Source organism: Paenibacillus jilunlii (assembly GCF_900102965.1).
GTDB classification, from domain to species: Bacteria; Bacillota; Bacilli; order Paenibacillales; family Paenibacillaceae; genus Paenibacillus_AQ; species Paenibacillus_AQ jilunlii.
On sequence record NZ_FNGM01000008.1, the window covers coordinates 122,440 to 140,890 of the forward strand.

Consider the following 18,451-nt stretch of genomic DNA (forward strand, 5'->3'; position numbering starts at 1 on the left):
GTCGTTGGAGAAACTGAGCATTTTTCACGAAAGCGTCAGAATATCTTACATTGTCTCAAGAAATACCTGACATAAGCATTGACGATGTTAGGTTTGGGATTTATAATGACGACAGCAAAAAAATTAAAAACAAGAACATTTGATACTGTGAGCGGCCTAATGTTCGGAACTTGGGGAGGAATTAATTCATGTCGGTTGAAAAAGTGTTGCAGACGATCAAAGAGAACAATATCGAATGGGTGGATTTTCGTTTTGTAGATTTGGGTGGACGTGCTCACCACATCTCACTTCCAGCTTCTGCTGTTGATGAAGAAACATTTGTGAACGGTGTTGCATTTGACGGTTCTTCCATAACAGGTTTCCGCGGGATTGAAGAATCAGACATGGTAATGATGCCGGATCCTGGCACTATATACATTGATCCTTTTACAGCTCATCCGACGCTTAACATCATGTGCGACATTTTCACACCTGATGGCGAACGTTACGAGCGCGACCCGCGCGGTATTGCAGTAAAAGCAGAAGAGTTCCTGCAGGCCAGCGGTGTAGGTACAGCAGCATTTTTCGCTCCTGAGTCCGAGTTCTTTATCTTTGACGATGTGCGCTATGAGAGCGGAATGAACAGCTCCTCCTACTTCGTAGATTCCGAAGAAGCGGTATGGAACACCAACCGCAAAGACGAAGGCGGCAACCTGGCATTCAAAGTAGGCGTTAAAGGCGGCTACGTGCCGGTAGCACCAGTGGATTCCCAACAGGATATCCGCAGTGAAATGTGCCGTTTGCTTAGCGAAGCAGGCCTCGAAATCGAACGCCATCACCATGAAGTGGCAACAGCAGGCCAAGCGGAAATCAACTTCCGTTTTGACACTCTGAAGAAAACAGCCGACAATCTCCTGACTTACAAATATATTGTGCAAAACACTGCACGCCAATACGGCAAAGTGGCAACCTTCATGCCAAAACCGCTGTTCGGCGACAATGGCAGCGGCATGCACGTTCACCAATCCATCTTCAATGGCGATTCTCCTTTGTTCTACGAAAAAGGCGCTTATGCCAACCTGAGTGAAATGGCATTGCACTACATTGGCGGTATCCTGTATCATGCTCCGGCACTGATCGCACTGACCAACCCGAGCACCAACTCGTTCAAACGTCTGGTTCCTGGATACGAAGCACCGGTTAACCTGGTATTCTCCAAAGGTAACCGCTCCGCTGCAGTTCGTATCCCGGTAGCTGCTGTGACACCTAAGGGCTGTCGCATTGAGTTCCGCACACCGGATTCCACAGCCAACCCTTACCTGGCATTCTCCGCAATGCTGATGGCAGGTCTGGATGGAATCAAGAAGAAGATCAACCCTGTTGAATTGGGTTATGGTCCTCTGGACAAGAACATCTACGAATTGGCCGATGAAGACAAAGAGAAGATCCGCAGCGTTCCAGGCACACTGGAAGAAGCGCTGGATTCCTTGGAAGCTGACTACGAATTCCTTACAGAAGGCGGCGTATTCACTAAGGACTTCATCGATAACTACATCGCTCTGAAACGTTCTGAAGCTCAAGCGGTTGCCATTCGTGTTCATCCGCATGAATACTCCCTGTACTTTGATGTATAAGATTGCTTAAATCTACGAATAAATCGAGAAGCCTCCGGGAAACCGGGGGCTTCTTTTTATGCGCTGTATGCCTTTCTCCGGGCTTTGCAGCGGTACAGTGGTACCTTTATGAAGTATTGAGTCAAAGGGCGCTGTGAAGGGGCCAGCGGCCTCTGGGATTCGTCTGGCAGAGGCAAGGAGCTTCTGCTAGGGAAGGAGCATCTGCTTCGGTGCCCATACATTGATCTGTATAATATGAACTTCTTAGCAGGAGTGGAAGCGCATAGGTCAATCAGATAAGGATATGAACAGAACATTCATCCTTAGTGGGAATAAGGATCACTATCGAACTCATTATGCTTATGGAAGCATCTATGTGGGAAAAAGTACCACTAATTCACCTGAAAGCAGCCGTATGGGTTGAATATGCATAAATTAGATGTACAAAATCCAACTAAAACCTTTTGTAGCCAGGATTGCAGCAAATTAGGTTTACTTTTTCTACTTAGCTTCAGTTCCTCATGAGCTTCATTGCGTCCCCCGGGCTTTCAAGTTCTCAAGTTCAACTAATCTATATTGTATAGAAGAAATATATTTTGATAACGAAAAATTTCGTTAATATACCGAAATGATGATTGAGGTTTCAGATTTCCAATATAGAGAACGCTTACTTTTTGCGGAGTGTCTATTTTTTAAGTGGAAATTTTAAAAAAATTATTATTTTCTATGCTGAATGTGATTATTTACGAAAGTGATTTCGTTATAATTGTATCATGGGATTAGCTTGGGGTAACGTTGCAGTTTGTTATAAAACCGGCTTATTTCAAGGTATTTTGTTTTCTCTTACGGCACTTCAGAAAAATCTTTACAATGAAATGCAACGGTGTAATAATAAAAATCGAAACCGGTTTCTGTTATGTATTTCGTTTTTAACGGTCTGCGGTTTTAACTCGCATAGGTCAACCTCAATATAGTTCGCCTATGAGCAATAGAGTATTAGCAACAGAGTATGAGCAATGGAGTAATGAGCAATAAAATATAAGCAATTTGAGAGGATGAATACAGTGAATCATTCGAAAACAGGATGGGTTTTCACCGGAAGTAACGGGGATTTCTGTCTTAAGCAGCCTGACCGGAGCAGTTATTTATATTTTCCTCTGGTTAATGAGGGGGGGATGATGTCTTCTGTCAGTCCGAAGCTCCATGGTCAAGTCACTTCTGGCCATAATACGTTCCTTACACCGCCCCTGTCTGTGGAAGATTTGCATAACTCCCGGGCTTCCCGCAACTTCTGGGTGTATGTGGACGGCAAAGGGGCCTGGTCGGCAACAGGGAACTCCGCCCGGCAAAATGCCGCAATGTATGGTGAAGAGGCTGACGATTCAGAATTGGAGGCGGGTTTGTTATGGCACAGTATAACCCGTGAGAGCCGGAAACTGGGCATCAAGGCGGAAATCACCAGCTTTGTACCCGCAGGAAACGATAAGGTAGAACTTATGAAGGTTGTGCTTACCAATACCTCCGCTGAGGAATTGACTGTGACACCTACGGCGGCGGTTCCGCTCTATGCGCGTTCAGCGGACGATCTGCGGGATCACCGGCATGTTACCTCGCTGCTGAACCGGATTTATACCTCTGCGCATGGGGTTGAAGTGCAGCCGGCGCTCTCCTTTGATGAGCGTGGACACCGGGTGAATCACACCTCATATGGTGTGTTTGGGGCCGCAGAAGGCGGCGGGCAGCCAACCGGTTTCTTTCCGGTGCAGGAAGAATTCATTGGTGAAGGCGGAAGTCTGGATTGGCCGGAAGCGGTAGTCTTGAACCGGGAACCGCAAATCGGGGCAGGCGGCGGTGTACATAGGGAAGGTTATGAAGCGCTTGGCGGACTGCGGTTTGCTGCGGTATCTTTGCAGCCGGGCCACAGCATTTCATATGTCCTTGTTCTGGCGATCGGCGATGAAAGAATCGAAGTTGCTGCACTGATGGACAAATACGGCTCTGCCAGAGCTTTTGACGCAATGCTCCAGGAGAATAAAACGTTCTGGGCCGAGAAGGTGAACACGGTGGAGTTTCATACCAGTGATCCGGTGGCGGACCAATGGATGAAATGGGTTACGCTGCAGCCGGTGCTGCGCAGACTGTATGGCAATTCCTTTTTGCCGTACCATGACTACGGCCGTGGCGGCCGCGGCTGGCGGGATCTCTGGCAGGACTGCCTGGCGCTGCTGATCATGGAACCGGGAGATGTGCGCAGTCTGCTGCTGAATAACTATGCCGGGGTCCGGATCGACGGCAGCAATGCGACGATTATCGGCCAGCAGCCGGGCGAATTCATCGCCGACCGCAACAATATTCCGCGTGTGTGGATGGACCACGGGGCGTGGCCGTTCCTCACCACCATGCTGTATCTGGACCAGAGCGGAGATTTGGACTTTCTGCTGGAGCAGCAGAGCTACTTCCGGGATTCCTTCATGGCCCGCTGCCGGGAGCGGGACGCTTCCTGGGATGCATCCGCAGGCAGCACTCTTCAAACTGCGGACGGAGAGTCTTATACGGGAACCATTCTGGAGCATATTCTGCTGCAAAACCTTGTTCCGTTCTTCAACGTAGGGGAACACAACAATATTCTGCTGGAAGGCGCGGACTGGAATGACGGTCTGGATATGGCGGCACAGCGTGGTGAAAGTGTCACCTTCACCTCTTTCTATGCCAGCAATCTGCTGGACCTCTCCCGGCTGCTGCGCACACTGAAAGAGCGCAAAGGGCTTGAAACGCTGGAACTGGCGGAAGAAATGACGCTGCTGCTGGATTCATTACATGAAGCCGTGGATTATGAATCCGTATCGGCCAAGCGGGGACTGCTGGACCGTTATTATGCTGCTGCACCGAACAAGGTAAGCGGCGTCCGTTCGGAGCTTGCACTGGACAGGATAGCGGATGATCTGGCCCGTAAGGCCGGGTGGATTGTTGATCATCTGCACCGGAACGAATGGATACAGAGCAATCAGGGAGACGGCTGGTTCAACGGCTATTACAATAATGACGGGGAACGTGTGGAAGGAGAAGCCGGCGGCAACATCCGGATGACGCTGACAGGCCAGGTGTTCCCGCTCCTTGGCCATGCTGCCGCTCCTGAGCAGATTCCGCAAATTATCGCAGCGGTGGAGCGCAATCTGTATGATGAGAAAATCGGGTACCGGCTGAATTCAGATTTTGGCGGCATCCAGCAGAATTTGGGCCGCGCGTTCGGATTTGCCTTTGGCCATAAAGAGAACGGCGCTATGTTCAGCCATATGACCGTAATGTACGGGAATGCGCTGTATAAGCGCGGTTATGTAAAAGAAGGACGCAAGGTGCTGGATTCACTGTACAGCCTGAGCGTAAATTTCGAGCTCAGCCGGATGTATCCCGGCATTCCGGAGTACATTAATGAGCAGGGCAGAGGCATGTACACGTATCTGACCGGCTCTGCGAGCTGGCTGCTGCTGACTATGGTTACCGAAGTATTCGGTGTCAAAGGTAAGCTCGGTGATCTCTTGCTTCAGCCTAAGCTGATGAAGGACCAGTTTGACCAAGACGGGAAAGCAGCGGTACGGACCATTTTTGCGGAACGCGGGCTGGACGTTGTCTACACCGCTACAAGCGGCGCTGAGTACGGAGACTACCAGATCCATTCCGTTAAGCTGAACGGCGCTGAGGTGACGCTTCAGCGCGTCTCAGAGGGCGTGCTGATTCCCCGCAGCGTACTAACTGCTTTGCCGGAAGAAGAAGTCCATCTCCTGCAGGTGGTACTTGCATAACTTCTGAAATACCATGAGAGGAGCGCCAGCTTCGCCCGGTCTGCGGCGGCGGGCGCTTTTTCGCAGGTATAGAAGCACTTGAAACCATCGTCATGATATGAGATGCTTTCCGGCAGAATGAATGGTTTAATAAGTGAGAGTTGAATAAATACTGCTATATAAAGTGAACCTGAAAACTAACAAAAGGGAAAAGGGATGGAGGAGAAGTTTGGAACTGGAGGAGCGAATGCGTCCGCCTTTGTCTGCGGATTTCCACCGCGAACAGCGGTACAAATCAAGAAATCTGCAGACAACAGCGGCCGGAAGTCCAAACATTCTCCGTAGTCCCGACGAAGTCCCTAATGTAAATATCTTAAGTTCACTCTATATAGATATGGAAAGGAAGGGTGGAAGATGGCTTACAGTCTCTCAAACGGCATACTCAAGGTAGAGATAGCGGATGTCGGGGAGTACAGCGGTACCCGTTTTGATTGGACCGGATTTATTACAGGGGTGACTTTGCTGGAGGGAAGGCATGCATTCTGTGTACCGGAAAGCCTGGTACCAGGCCATGGCAGCGGGGGGATGGGACTGTGCAATGAGTTCGGCATTTCCCGGGCAATTGGCTATGAGGAAGCAGCAGCAGGGGAGTGGTTTCCGAAGCTGGGAGTCGGGCTGCTGCAGAAGGTAAGCGATGAACCTTATGACTTTTTCAGAAACTATCCGCTCATTCCGTTCAAGATCGAAGAGGAGCGCAGTGCACAGTCGGTAACCTATACGGTTCAGCCGATGGAGTGCTGCGGCTACAGCATACGGATGACTAAAAAGATTACGCTGCTCGAAGACCAAGTGAATATTTCCTACACGCTGGAGAACTTGGGCGACAAGCCGCTGCATACGGAAGAATACATTCATAACTTTGTGGGGATTAACGGTGCAAATGTTGGCCCGGACTATGAACTGGAAATTCCGGCCGGCCTAAGAGTGGAAGACCCCGAATCTTCCTATACAGCGGATCTGCTGTCGGTATCCGGAAATACCCTCACCTGGAAGGCGGAACCTGACCGGCCGTTCTACTGCAAGCTGGGTGTCAGGGATAAAATGGATGCAAGGGGCTTTTGGGAGCTGCGGCATAAGCCAAGCGGAGCCGGTGTGAGGGAGAGCGGGGATTTTGCCGCAGAGCGGATGGCGCTGTGGGGAGAAAAACATGTAATTTCTCCCGAGGTTTTTGTGAACATCAGCCTTTTACCGCGTCACAGCAAGCATTGGAGCCGCAGCTATCAGTTTTTTACCTTGTGATGGACTGCGATCTTACCTCCTATGTGAATAATTATACTTGCTGGTGTGTGTGATTACTGCTATCATATCGATATCCATATTCATAGGAGAGAAAGGGTGGGGAGCAATTTTGAGCAAGAGAGCATACAATTTTAACGCGGGTCCGGCGGCATTGCCGCTGGCAGTACTTGAACGCGCACAGGCGGAGTTTGTCGATTTCCGGGAAAGCGGAATGTCCATTATGGAGATGTCGCACCGTGGGGCAATATACGAATCCGTGCATAATGAAGCGCAGGAACGTCTGCTTTCGCTCCTCGGCAATCCTCAAGGCTACAAGGTTCTATTCATTCAGGGCGGAGCAAGCACACAGTTCGCCATGATCCCGATGAACTTTGTCTCTGAAGGCCAGGTCGGCAGCTATGTCATGACAGGAAGCTGGGCAGAGAAGGCATTTAAGGAAGCGAAGCTGGTTGGAGGCGCACATGCCGCCGCATCTTCGGAAGACAAGAAGTTCCTGGCCATTCCCGAGCTGAGCAGTATCAATGCGGCGGACAATGCGGCATATCTGCATATTACCTCGAACGAGACTATTGAAGGAACACAATATGCGGAGTACCCGGATGCCGGTTCCATTCCGCTGATCGCGGATATGTCCAGCGACATTCTTAGCCGTTCTTTTGATGTGAATCAATTCGGGCTGATCTATGCCGGGGCGCAGAAGAATCTGGGACCTTCCGGTGTAACCGTGGTGATTGTTAAGGAAGAGCTGATCGCCAAGTCGCCTTCCAATATCCCGACGATTCTGCGTTACGATACGCATTTGAAGAACAACTCTCTGTACAATACGCCGCCATCCTTCTCTGTATATATGGTTAATGAAGTGTTAAAATGGATTGAGGAGCAAGGCGGGCTGGCCGGCATTGAAGTCAAGAACCGCGATAAGGCAGCTCTGCTGTATAACCATATCGACGGCAGCGGCGGTTTCTACCGCGGAGTTGCGGAAGCAGGCAGCCGTTCCATTATGAACGTGACCTTCCGGATGCAGTCGGAAGAGCTGGAGAAGCAATTTGTCAAAGCGGCCGAGCAGGAGGGTTTTGTGGGGCTGAAGGGCCATCGCAGTGTGGGAGGTTTGCGTGCTTCCATCTACAACGCGGTTCCTTATGAGAGCATTAAGGCGCTGTCTGATTTCATGAAGCATTTCCAGCAAACTCAAGGTTAATGAATGCAAATTTCAAACCTTCCGCCTGTTGGCGGAAGGTTTTCTGCTTTGAATAAAAGCTATGGAACTCCGGCTACACTTTTCTAAAGCACGATATCGCAGTTCCGCTTGCTGACCGCCATGCCTCCTACACACATCAACGGGCTGAATAGCCTGCAGAGAGGAAGTTCACTACATTATGGCATTACACATTGTGCTGGTGGAACCGGAGATTCCGGCCAACACCGGCAATATCGCCCGCACCTGTGCAGCTACAGGCACCCATCTTCATCTGGTCCGCCCGCTGGGCTTCCGTACAGACGATGCTACGCTGAAGCGTGCCGGTCTGGATTATTGGCATGCCGTGCACATTGAGTATCATGATTCCTTTGGGGAAGTGCTGGAAAAGTATGCGGAAGGCCGGTTCTTCTATGCAACAACGAAGGCGGACAAGCGGTACACCGATTTCGCGTTTCGGGACGGGGATTTTTTTGTTTTTGGCAAAGAAACCAAGGGCTTGTCTGCAGAAATTCTTGAAGCCGGCAAAGAAACTACCATGCGCATGCCGATGAGTGAGGCGGTTCGGTCCCTGAACTTATCCAACTCTGCGGCAATTATTGTTTATGAAGCGCTCCGGCAGCTGGATTTTCCGCAACTATTCTAAAAGTAAACATAATTTTTTAATTTTTTCAGCAGGATTCGACATTAAGGTAACGAAATAGAAGAATAGTGCCGAAATAAGTAGTAGATACTAATTTTTTGTTGAACAGGAGAGTGTAATTTAGATATGAAACCTGCTGGCGTAGTTCGAAAAGTAGATCAGCTGGGTAGAATTGTTCTGCCTAAGTCCCTGCGTAAAAGATACCAAATGAATGAAGGTGATCCTGTAGAAATTCTGGTGCAGGGCGATCATATCATTCTTGAGCGTTACCGTCCGAAATGTGTATTTTGCGGATCGATGGAAGGCGTAAGCGAATATAAAGACCGTTATATTTGTGCGGATTGCCTGACTGAAATGACCCAATTGCCAAGACACGCCTAATCAGATCAGATCAGGCATTCCAAGAGAAAGTGCGCAAGTGGCAATTGTACATAGGAAAGGCAACAACCTGCGCTCTCTTGGCGGATTACCGATTCCGGACTTTTTTACGAAAAGTGGGCTGCAGCCAAGCGGCGACTGCTGTGCCATGGGGGCGGTAACCATTCACTTCAGGGAAGAAGGATGAGGAACATTGTGAGCCTTTACATCCTGCTACTGCCCCCACAACAAAGAGCGCCGCACATTTGTGTGGCGCTCTTTGTTTAAGATATAAGGGTAGGTTAGTAACTGTCTGCTGCTCCTACAGGCCCTTGGTCTGGTCTTCGTTGTACGCAGCAGTAAGGATGCCGGCCAGAAACAACAGGAACACAAGAACGATAATCCAAAAGGTAAGGGAAAACGACATGCGTGCACCTCCATGAGTGACTGTATTCGTTTCCCTGATTATACCCCGAGGTCGTTCAAAAATAAATGAAAATGTGATTTGCCGCATAGACAATACATAATGATTATTTGAAAAAGAGGAAATTGGTAGGAACCTTACGCAAATTTCCATCTGAAGGGTTATTAATGACCCGTCCGTTAAAAATCAAAGAGGAGGAGCCGCCGCCGTCCAGATTGTACGCATCAATGACGCCCATATTCCACAGTTTGTTCTGAAGCTCTTCCAGAGTTGCGCCGGAGTTGCCGTTTTCGTTATATCCGTCTGCCACCATCACCAGCAGCTGGTCGTCTTTGTACTTACCGATCACTGTACGGGGAGCACGCTTCGGGGACAGCTGCCATTTGGTTGGAATGGGCACCTTGACGCTGTTCTTCAGCAGGACCGGTACAAAGGTGGCTCCGAAAACCGGCTGCAGCTGGTCGAGCTGTGTCCGGCTGTAGAATTTACCGCCGATCAGCTGGCCGGAAGCGTTCAGTCCAACGAAGCTGAGATCCTTGTAGGTAGATTCGAAGCCGTACAGATACTCACCACCGATAACGGTTGTGGAGAGCGGGTAGCGCTTGCCGTCTCTGTCGGCGAACCCCCCTGCATTGATGCCGGCAGTTGCGCCGTAGCGGTTCGCGGCCTGCAGCGTCGTTTCCGCTCCGCCTTTGCCGTCTCCAGCCAGACTCATTTTCATGGCGGCCGGGTCCTTCAATTTTATTTTCATAGCGTAAGCTGTATAATTGCCGGGGTTTAGCCGGTAGAGTTCAATGGTTATCCGGTCGCTTCTCGCGACATCGGCTGGAATGCCCAATCTGGAGCTGATCCGGCGGTTATAGATCAGTTCCGGACGTGCGGCCTGGGTCTTCGCCATTTGGACCAGCGCATTCATGGCATTGGTCGTCTGATTGTACAGCTTGGCGCTGGCACTGATGGAATGGATGGTGTAAGAGGCCGCGGCTTGGGCTGTGGTCAGCGCATTTTGCAGCTCAGCGGTTTCCTTGACTGGTCCGGGCTCCGCAGCGAATTGTCCAACACCCAAATTCAGATCAAGCGGCGGCTGGTACCACCATAGGCAGAGCAGCAGGCCAAAAAACGGCGCAGTCAGAAGCATGAAAAAACGGTTGATTTTTTTAACCGGTGTCATCATTTCAGCAGATCCATTTCTTTTTGCAGCGCAGCCAGCTGTTTGCGGACCTCGTTCAGTTGGGTGTACAGCTTGTTGCTGTTATCTGTCTTGTTGCTGGCATTGTCTTTGGTAAAGGTAAGCAGTTCGTTAAAGGTGTCCACGGTGCTCTGCAATTCCTTGACTTGCTGGGAGAGTACGCCAATTCGCGACTCGTAATCGGTCTTCAAAACGGTAAGCTGCTGCTGGCTCTGGGTGCTAAGCTCGTTTAGCACTTGCTCCTTAAGATGGTTGGTGTAGCTGTACACGGCGTAAAAACCGAGCCCGATCATCAAAATCCAGAACAGTAAAAACCATTTTACGGAAGATCGGCTTCGCGCGGAAGCAGTGCGCGAGTGTACCGGTGTCGATTCCGCTAGCGGTTGCATTTATATCACCTCAGGCAAATTTTTTTCAAGTTCTCATTCTATCAGACTTTTACAATATTCGCAAAAGTGAAAAGACTTATATAAACGTGAAAAAATAATTGCGCTCTATTTAACTACTACGATACAATTTCTATAGATTGGAAGAACTGATGGACGTATTCAAGGGAAAAGAAGGGGAAATTAACAAGTTATCCTGAACCTTGCTTGCGTACTACAGGAAACGCTATGGCGCTTCCCTTTTTGGGTAAATACATAGATAGCAGGAGGTTTGGGCAGTAATGATGAAGGTGTGGCGGGTGATCATCGTGGGATGTCATCCCACAAGTATGCTGGGTACAAAATTAATTCTGGAGGAAAGCAAGGAGATTGAGGTGGTGGGGATGTTCTCCAACTGGAGCGAGGGCGTCTACACGGTACAGCAACAGCAGCCGGATCTGGTGCTGACAGATTATCAAATGCCGGAAGGCAATGTCGAGGGTGCGCTGGTAGAGATGAAGCAAAGCTCAAAAAGCACCCATTTCATCATTATGACCGAGGAAGAGGATAAGGAGCTGTTCCAGCCGCTTATCGAGCTTGGAGCCAGCGGTGTGCTCTCCAAGGGAGCATCCCCGCGTCAACTGCTGCAGATGATCAACGGGCTGCGCGAAGGGTTTCTCTCCATTCCGCTGGAATGGGCCCGGGACGGTTTCCGTCCGGTGGCTTCGTCGCGCGGGCTGGACGGGGTACTGCAGTTGACCCAGACCGAAATGTTCATTATGGAACGGATCGTTCAGGGAATTACATACGATAAAATCGCACATGAAATTGAAGTCAGCCGCCGTTCCATCGATAATTATCTGCGGAAGATTTATGTGAAGCTGGAGGTATCTACAAGAGCGCAAGCGATTGAAAAATTCGCGCTTTTCTCCAGACAAAACAAGCAAATGTACGCTTAGCCCTAGCATAACGACATAATGCAGCCCGTAAAGGAATATTCTTGGTACAGGGGAAGGGGGGAGCATATGAAATATGAGTTTTCTGCCCGCGCACATACATTACACTCTTCACCGCTGCTGAGCATACGTACAGAGACGCGCAGGGGGACGCTGATTTCACTGGCTGAAGAGCTGCCGGCCGAAGAATTGTTTCCATTATCTCTATTGGCTGAAACGGCTTCCACAGTAATCTCGGCAGACGCCGGGGCGCTGCAGTATGGTGATCCTGAAGGGTATGGACCACTTCGCGAATGGCTGACCGGAGACTGGCTGAAGGCCAAAGGGGTGGCGGTTGCCGCAGGCGGAGTTCTGCTGACAACGGGAAGTCAACAAGCGATTGATCTGTTGTCGAGAGTCTATATTGATCCTGGAGACCGCGTGCTGGTGGAGAATCCGACTTCACCGGGTATTCTGCAGGCATTGCGGATGCAGGGGGCTGTGATTATTCCGGTCCGGGGGGACCAGGACGGGCTGCTGCCGGAGCATCTGCGGACCCAGATCCGCCAGCACCGGCCCAAGATGCTGTTTGCTACACCGAGTTTCACGAATCCGAGTGGAATTCTCTGGAGTCTGGCCAGACGCAAGGAAGTGCTGGAGCTGTGTACCACACACAATGTGCTGATCGTCGAGGATGACTCTTATGGCGATCTGCATTTTCAAAAGTACACGGAGCATCATTCTGTGAAGTATCCGTCTCTGTATGCGCTGGAGAATGTCAGCGAGGGCGGACATGTGCTCTACATTGGCTCCTTCAGCAAAACGGTTGCACCTGCGCTGCGGACGGGCTGGGCGGCGGGCAGCCGTGAGCTGATCGGAATGATGGCTGCCGCGAAGCAGATGGCCGATTGGCAATCCAGCTCACTCAACCAGCGGCTTCTGCATCATCTGCTGGATGTGACGGCCTTTGATCTGCGTGAGCATATCGCGCTCCTCAACCGGGAGTACAACACCCGGCTGAAGCTGATGGCGGAGCTGCTGAAGCGGCCGGCCTGGAAGAGCAGCAGCTATTGTCTGCCGGCAGGCGGCATGTTCCTGTGGGTAACATTGCCGGAAGGCCTGGATGCGATGGCGCTGCTAAAGGCCTCGCTGGCCAAAGGCGTCGCTTTTTTGCCCGGCCCGCTGTGCAGTGTGAGCGGAGGAAGCGGACGCATCCGCCTCAACTTCAGCCATCCCGGCCGGGATGAGCTGCTGCTGGGCATGAACCTGATGAGCGAGGCCGTGACGGAGTTTACGGCACGGAGCTGAGCGTGGCGGTTTTTTGATAAAGCCCTTTTCAGGGCTTTTTCTCGTTGTACAGGCGAATTCAGCGAATTCACTCAATCGGGTGGAAGTCAGCCGGATTCGATAGTTTTTTTCCAACTAACGCTTGCGAAGAAGCAGGTGAGCGGTGCTAGTTGGAAAAAGGGAACTTATTTTTCCTAAAAATCAGCAATTGTGAGAATTAAGTGGAAAAAGGGAACTTACTTGGGCCATATTAGTTAGTCAAGGGGGAAATGAGCTGAATTAGGTAACCTTTTTCCACTTAACCTGCGGAGAACGGGGTACTTGGGCAAATTAGGTAACTTTTTTCCACCTGAAATTGTCAAAGGAGTATGTGGATCGCCGGGAAGGCTCCCATGATCTGGCTGCAGGTGTGCAGGAGCAAATAGGATTAATCCTTTTGCAGCGTGAACCGGACAGAGAAGACTCTATTTTACGTATAAGTGTAGTTTTTCCGAAGATTCGGACTCAGAATCCGCTGTATCGTTTCTTTTAACTTAAAATGAGGGGGAATAGGCAGAATAACGTAATCTGTGCCATTTGAACGCTGGAACTCGCATGATCCGTCTGAATAAGGGATCTCCTGTCCGCATCCTTCGCGGCTAGGATTTAACCAAGTCTGCAGAACAGAATAATGCGGGAGAAACCACTCCCTCCTAAGTAGTAAGGCGGCCATTGCAAGGACCGTCTTTTTGCTTTGTTCGTCCAGGCGAGCAGGGCTTAGCTTTATGGCAAATTAAAGAACAATGCCTTGAATTTCATCGGGGCTGCGGGGATTGAGCCGTGCCGGGCGTCTAAAAGAAGCAGAGACACTGGTGCAAAATGGAAAACAGAATACACAGCTAAGGAGATGCAAGTGATGGAGAACGTGCTGGAATGCAGCAACCTGACTAAAAGGTATGGCAAAAAGGTGGCCCTGGACAATCTGAATCTCACCCTGCCGAAGGGGAGAATTGTAGGGTTGCTGGGTCCGAATGGAGCGGGGAAAACTACCCTGATGAAGCTGATTGTATCCTTGCTGCGCGACTACAAGGGGTCCATTACCGTCTGCGGGCGACAACCCGGCCTGGATACCAAAAGGATCGTGTCTTATTTGCCTGACCGTGAATTTCTTTATCCCTGGATGACTATAGAGGAGTGTATCTCGTTCTTCCGGAACTCCTTCGAAGACTTTCAGCTGGATATGGCTTATGCCATGATCGAAGAGCTCAGCCTGAACCCTGCGGAAAAGGTGAAGAATTTGTCCAAGGGGATGCAGGAGCGTGTGAGTATTTCCCTGGTCTTTGCACGCAAAGCGAAATTGTATGTTCTGGACGAGCCGCTGGCTGCAGTAGACCCTTCGACCCGGGACAAGATCATGCGGATCATCCTGGACCATTTTGACCCGGAGAGCTCCATACTGCTCAGCACACATCTCATTCATGATGTCGAAAGCCTGTTTACGGATATAGCGATTGTTAATGAAGGCCGGGTGCAGCTGTACGGAGGGATAGGGGAGCTGCAGAAGGACTACGGGATGCCTATCGAGGAGATTTTTAAACAGCTGGTCGGATGATTTCAAAAATAAGGGAGAGAGCTTCATGGTTCAACTTAACCAATTCAAACTGGAATGCCGGAAACATTGCGCCGTCTTTGCAACCTTCACCGGAATTAGCGTGCTTACGAATCTGTACTTTTTATTCAGCCAGGATCAGGATCTGTCCTTTGTTTTTCTTCTGGTGAATATGGTGATCGGGATTCTGCTGCCCGTATACATCTATTTGGATTATTACCGCGAGTTTTTTACCGGTACTATGCCGATTAATCATCTGCTGCCCCTTAGAACCTCGGCATTGTTCGGTGTGAAGTCGGCGGTATTTATGCTGGGGCTTATCCTGGTGTGGCTTCCTTCTTTGCTTGATGTGTTTGTGAATCCGGCAGGTCTGTATCAGCAGCGGATCATGCATTCGGACAGCCCGGCTCTGGGCATCGCTTATCTGGTGCTGTCCAAGCTGTGCAGCATTCCTGCCGGTCTGGCTGTGATGGGACTGGCCCTTGCCGCTGCCAAAAGACTGCGCAAACCGGTGCTCAGCCACCTCTGCATAGCTCTGGTAATGGTCTTGGTGGTTGGCATTCAATTTGCGCTGGTGGTCCGGAACAGCTGGCACTGGAGCATCGGAACGTCCGCAGCGGAGACCTTCAAGCAATATGCGAACCTGCTTACGGTCAGCCCGGTCAGCCAGGTACAGCCCGCCGATATCAACGAGTCGATCCGCTGGTCCTCGGTGGGCATGAATCTTCTGGTAGCGCTGGTTGCAGGAACCGCCGGCCGTTATTTGTTCAATTCCCGGAAGTATGAAATCTTCGGGAAGTAAGCACAGCGGGGCTAAGATTGTAACGGGAAGGCTGTAAACAAAAAAAGTGTGAATGCTATTAAAACGCAGCGGCTACAGCTTGCCCGCGCTGATCTCTGCGATTGCGGCGTATTCGATCAGCGCCGCGGTTCCGGCGGCCGTGAGCGTGTAGCGGCCGCGCCCCACCCGGAAGAACCACCCGTAGTAGTTCTTCTGCAGGAAGGCGGCGGCGCCCGGCACGCCGCTTCTCTTGCGCAGCTCGGCGGGGGTCACGCCGGGCGGTGCCTCCGCCCGGCTGCGCTCAGCCGCCGGGTCCGCCTCCGGCGCGCCGCTCCGCGCAGCGCGCCTTGCCTGGGCGAGGCCGGCCGCGTGAGCGGCTTCGGCCTCGGCCGCCTGCAGCGCGAGGGCCACGCGCAGCGCCTTCTCGCGGTAGGCCGTCACGAGCTTGACGCGCGTGCTGCCGCCGGTGTTGTAGTCCCCGCTGCGCTCGCGGAACTCATAGAGCAGGCGCTCGCGCCGTCTTGCGCCGCCCCGGGCCTGGGGCGGCGCGTCGCCCGGCTCCGCGAGCACCTCGACGAGCGGGGCCTTGGTCTTGTAGAAGACCACGGTGACCAGCCCGAGGCCGAGGCGGCGGCACAGCCCGGTAAGCTCGCCCCAGCGCTGGTTCACCGCGCCCTTTTTGTCCCGCACGCGTTCTACCGCGAGGTAGACGTTGGGGCTGAGCCGCAGTCGTTCAACCCCCTGCAGCAGCAGGGCGAGGTTGAACGATTTTTTCATCTCCACGATCAGCGGCTGCTCCTCATCCCCCCGCAAGCCCACCAGATCGCAGGTCCGCACCTCGCCTTTGATGTCATAGCCCTGCTTCTCAAAAAAACTCTTCAACGGAGCATACAGCTCCGTTTCATGCTTAACCGCCATTGTTTTCACTCCTGCGCCCTATTTTTAAGGAATATGCATTTTCCTGGGTTTTTTAACGATGCTCTATTATAGCACAGCAAAAAAGAGGTCAACTATTCCAGGCTCACCGCATAGTTATGTAATACACTTTCTAAGCTGGTGGAGCAAGTAGGAGCGCAAGAGGAGGCAGCGAGCAATGGATATATTTGAGCGTATAGCTTCGTATCGGGCTGAGAACGACCGTTTGGCGTGGAGCGGCACCTTCAAGGAGTATATAGAACTGCTGAAAAAAGACCCCTCTCCCGCGAAAACGGCTCATTCCCGCGTATACGACATGATCAAGTCACACGGCGTAGAGGACATCAACGGGCGTAAAAGGTATAAGTTTTTTGAGCAGGAGATTTTTGGACTTGACCGTGCCGTAGAAAAGCTGGTGGAGGAATATTTCCATTCCGCCGCCCGGCGGCTGGATGTGCGTAAACGGATATTGCTGCTGATGGGACCGGTCAGCGGGGGCAAGTCGACGCTGGTTACATTGCTGAAGCGCGGGCTGGAGCAGTACTCGCGGACGGATGAAGGAGCGGTGTATGCTATAGAAGGCTGCCCGATGCATGAGGACCCGCTGCATTTGATTCCGCTGGAGCTGCGCCCGGAGATTGAGCGGGAGCTGGGGGTCCGCATCGAAGGCAATTTGTGCCCCTCCTGCCAGATGCGGCTCAAAAATGAATATCACGGCGACATCGAACAGGTAAAAGTAGTACGTGTGCTGTTGTCGGAGGAGGAGCGCGTCGGGATCGGGACCTTCAGTCCGTCCGATCCGAAGTCGCAGGATATCGCCGACCTGACAGGCAGCATCGACTTTTCAACCATTACCGAATTCGGCTCGGAATCCGATCCGCGCGCCTACCGCTTCGACGGGGAGCTGAACAAGGCCAACCGCGGGCTGATGGAATTCCAGGAAATGCTCAAGTGCGACGAGAAATTCCTCTGGAACCTGCTGTCATTGACCCAGGAAGGGAACTTCAAGGCCGGCCGGTTTGCGCTGATCTCTGCAGACGAAATGATTATTGCCCATACCAATGAAACGGAGTATAAATCCTTCATCTCCAATAAAAAGAATGAAGCACTCCAGTCCCGCATGATTGTTATGCCTGTTCCTTATAATCTGAGAGTGTCCGAAGAGGAAAAAATCTACGCCAAGCTCATCGCCCAAAGCGACATGAAGCATGTGCATATTGCCCCGCATGCGCTGCGGGCCGCAGCGATATTCTCTATCCTGACCCGGCTTAAGGAGAGCAAGAAGCAGGGCATGGATCTGATCAAAAAGCTGCGCATGTATGACGGCGAAGAGGTCGAAGGCTACAAGGAAGCGGATCTCAAGGAAATGCAGACGGAATATCTGGACGAGGGCATGTCCGGCATCGATCCGCGTTATGTCATCAACCGGATTTCCAGTGCGCTGATCAAAAACGACCTGAAGTGCATGAATGCGCTGGATGTGCTGCGGGCGATCAAGGACGGCCTGGACCAGCATCCTTCGATTACGAAGGAGGAGCGCGAGCGTTACCTGAACTTCATTTCCATAGCCCGCAAGGAATACGATATTCTGGCTAAAAGCGAAGTGCAAAAGGCGTTTGTCTACTCTTTTGAGGAATCCGCCAAAACGCTGTTCGAGAACTATCTCGACAACATCGAAGCCTTCTGCAACTGGACCAAAATCCGCGATCCGCTGACAGATGAGGAAATGGAGCCGGATGAGCGGCTGATGCGTTCGATTGAAGAGCAGATCGGCATTTCCGAGAATGCCAAAAAAGCCTTCCGCGAGGAGATTCTGATCCGGATTTCCGCCTACTCCCGCAAAGGTAAAAAGTTCGAATACAACAACCATGACCGGCTGAGGGAAGCCATTGAGAAAAAGCTGTTTACCGACCTGAAGGATATCGTCAAAATCACCACCTCCTCCAAAACGCCGGATGAAAGCCAGCTCAAGCGTATTAACGAAGTTTCCAGACGCCTGATCGACGAGCATTCCTACTGCCCGATCTGCGCCAATGAGCTGCTGAAATATGTCGGAAGCCTGTTGAACCGCTAAGGGCGGCAGAAGATATTTGCGCGGACTG

15 protein-coding genes are annotated in these 18,451 nt (G+C 51.4%); 12 read left to right on the forward strand and 3 right to left on the reverse strand.

Going from position 1 to position 18,451, the window contains the following annotated elements; translation table 11 throughout:
* Positions 1-188 precede the first annotated feature (188 nt).
* The 7 genes from glnA (at position 189) to BLQ82_RS32025 (ending at position 9,073) form a co-directional block, all read left to right on the forward strand.
* Positions 189-1,613, forward strand: a complete 1,425-nt coding sequence (glnA, locus tag BLQ82_RS15400) for a type I glutamate--ammonia ligase (protein ID WP_062524706.1) — start codon at positions 189-191, stop codon at positions 1,611-1,613.
* 1,154 nt (positions 1,614-2,767) lie between these two features.
* Complete coding sequence (locus BLQ82_RS15405; RefSeq protein WP_244280813.1) at positions 2,768-5,392, forward strand: GH36-type glycosyl hydrolase domain-containing protein; 2,625 nt, start codon at positions 2,768-2,770, stop codon at positions 5,390-5,392.
* Positions 5,393-5,785: 393 nt separating this feature from the next.
* Complete coding sequence (locus tag BLQ82_RS15415; protein WP_062524702.1) at positions 5,786-6,670, forward strand: hypothetical protein; 885 nt, start codon at positions 5,786-5,788, stop codon at positions 6,668-6,670.
* 106 nt (positions 6,671-6,776) lie between these two features.
* On the forward strand, positions 6,777-7,868 hold the full coding sequence (gene serC, locus BLQ82_RS15420) for a 3-phosphoserine/phosphohydroxythreonine transaminase (RefSeq protein WP_074648292.1): 1,092 nt from the start codon (positions 6,777-6,779) through the stop codon (positions 7,866-7,868).
* 178 nt (positions 7,869-8,046) lie between these two features.
* Positions 8,047-8,511, forward strand: coding sequence for a tRNA (uridine(34)/cytosine(34)/5-carboxymethylaminomethyluridine(34)-2'-O)-methyltransferase TrmL (gene trmL, locus BLQ82_RS15425; protein ID WP_062524699.1), 465 nt, complete (start codon positions 8,047-8,049; stop codon positions 8,509-8,511).
* Between the two features lie 123 nt (positions 8,512-8,634).
* The gene (locus BLQ82_RS15430) at positions 8,635-8,889 is read left to right on the forward strand and encodes an AbrB/MazE/SpoVT family DNA-binding domain-containing protein (protein ID WP_025706451.1); all 255 of its coding nucleotides are present in this window, start codon (positions 8,635-8,637) and stop codon (positions 8,887-8,889) included.
* 37 nt (positions 8,890-8,926) lie between these two features.
* A complete protein-coding gene (locus tag BLQ82_RS32025) occupies positions 8,927-9,073 on the forward strand; it encodes a hypothetical protein (protein ID WP_157243826.1) in 147 nt (48 codons plus the stop codon).
* Between the two features lie 322 nt (positions 9,074-9,395).
* Here BLQ82_RS32025 and BLQ82_RS15435 read toward each other — a convergent pair whose 3' ends face one another.
* Both BLQ82_RS15435 and BLQ82_RS15440 read right to left on the reverse strand, forming a co-directional pair.
* Positions 9,396-10,463 (reverse strand): phosphodiester glycosidase family protein, encoded by a 1,068-nt coding sequence (locus tag BLQ82_RS15435; protein ID WP_062524697.1) that lies wholly within the window; start codon positions 10,461-10,463, stop codon positions 9,396-9,398.
* Positions 10,460-10,867, reverse strand: coding sequence for a hypothetical protein (locus tag BLQ82_RS15440; RefSeq protein WP_062524695.1), 408 nt, complete (start codon positions 10,865-10,867; stop codon positions 10,460-10,462). Before BLQ82_RS15440 ends, BLQ82_RS15435 begins: the two co-directional genes overlap by 4 nt.
* A gap of 278 nt (positions 10,868-11,145) precedes the next feature.
* On the opposite strand from BLQ82_RS15440, the gene BLQ82_RS15445 reads away from it, so the two are divergent.
* The 4 genes from BLQ82_RS15445 to BLQ82_RS15460 all read left to right on the forward strand — a co-directional run bounded on the left by BLQ82_RS15445 (position 11,146) and on the right by BLQ82_RS15460 (position 15,455).
* A complete protein-coding gene (locus BLQ82_RS15445; protein WP_062524693.1) occupies positions 11,146-11,802 on the forward strand; it encodes a response regulator transcription factor in 657 nt (218 codons plus the stop codon).
* 66 nt (positions 11,803-11,868) lie between these two features.
* Positions 11,869-13,086, forward strand: a complete 1,218-nt coding sequence (locus tag BLQ82_RS15450) for an aminotransferase-like domain-containing protein (protein ID WP_062524691.1) — start codon at positions 11,869-11,871, stop codon at positions 13,084-13,086.
* Positions 13,087-13,960: 874 nt separating this feature from the next.
* A complete protein-coding gene (locus BLQ82_RS15455; protein ID WP_062524689.1) occupies positions 13,961-14,656 on the forward strand; it encodes an ABC transporter ATP-binding protein in 696 nt (231 codons plus the stop codon).
* 25 nt (positions 14,657-14,681) lie between these two features.
* On the forward strand, positions 14,682-15,455 hold the full coding sequence (locus BLQ82_RS15460) for a hypothetical protein (protein ID WP_062524687.1): 774 nt from the start codon (positions 14,682-14,684) through the stop codon (positions 15,453-15,455).
* Positions 15,456-15,527: 72 nt separating this feature from the next.
* On the opposite strand, the gene BLQ82_RS15465 is transcribed toward BLQ82_RS15460, so the two are convergent.
* A complete protein-coding gene (locus BLQ82_RS15465; protein ID WP_062524684.1) occupies positions 15,528-16,352 on the reverse strand; it encodes a DUF2161 family putative PD-(D/E)XK-type phosphodiesterase in 825 nt (274 codons plus the stop codon).
* Between the two features lie 175 nt (positions 16,353-16,527).
* On the opposite strand from BLQ82_RS15465, the gene BLQ82_RS15470 reads away from it, so the two are divergent.
* Positions 16,528-18,423, forward strand: coding sequence for a PrkA family serine protein kinase (locus BLQ82_RS15470; RefSeq protein WP_062524681.1), 1,896 nt, complete (start codon positions 16,528-16,530; stop codon positions 18,421-18,423).
* Positions 18,424-18,451 lie beyond the last annotated feature (28 nt).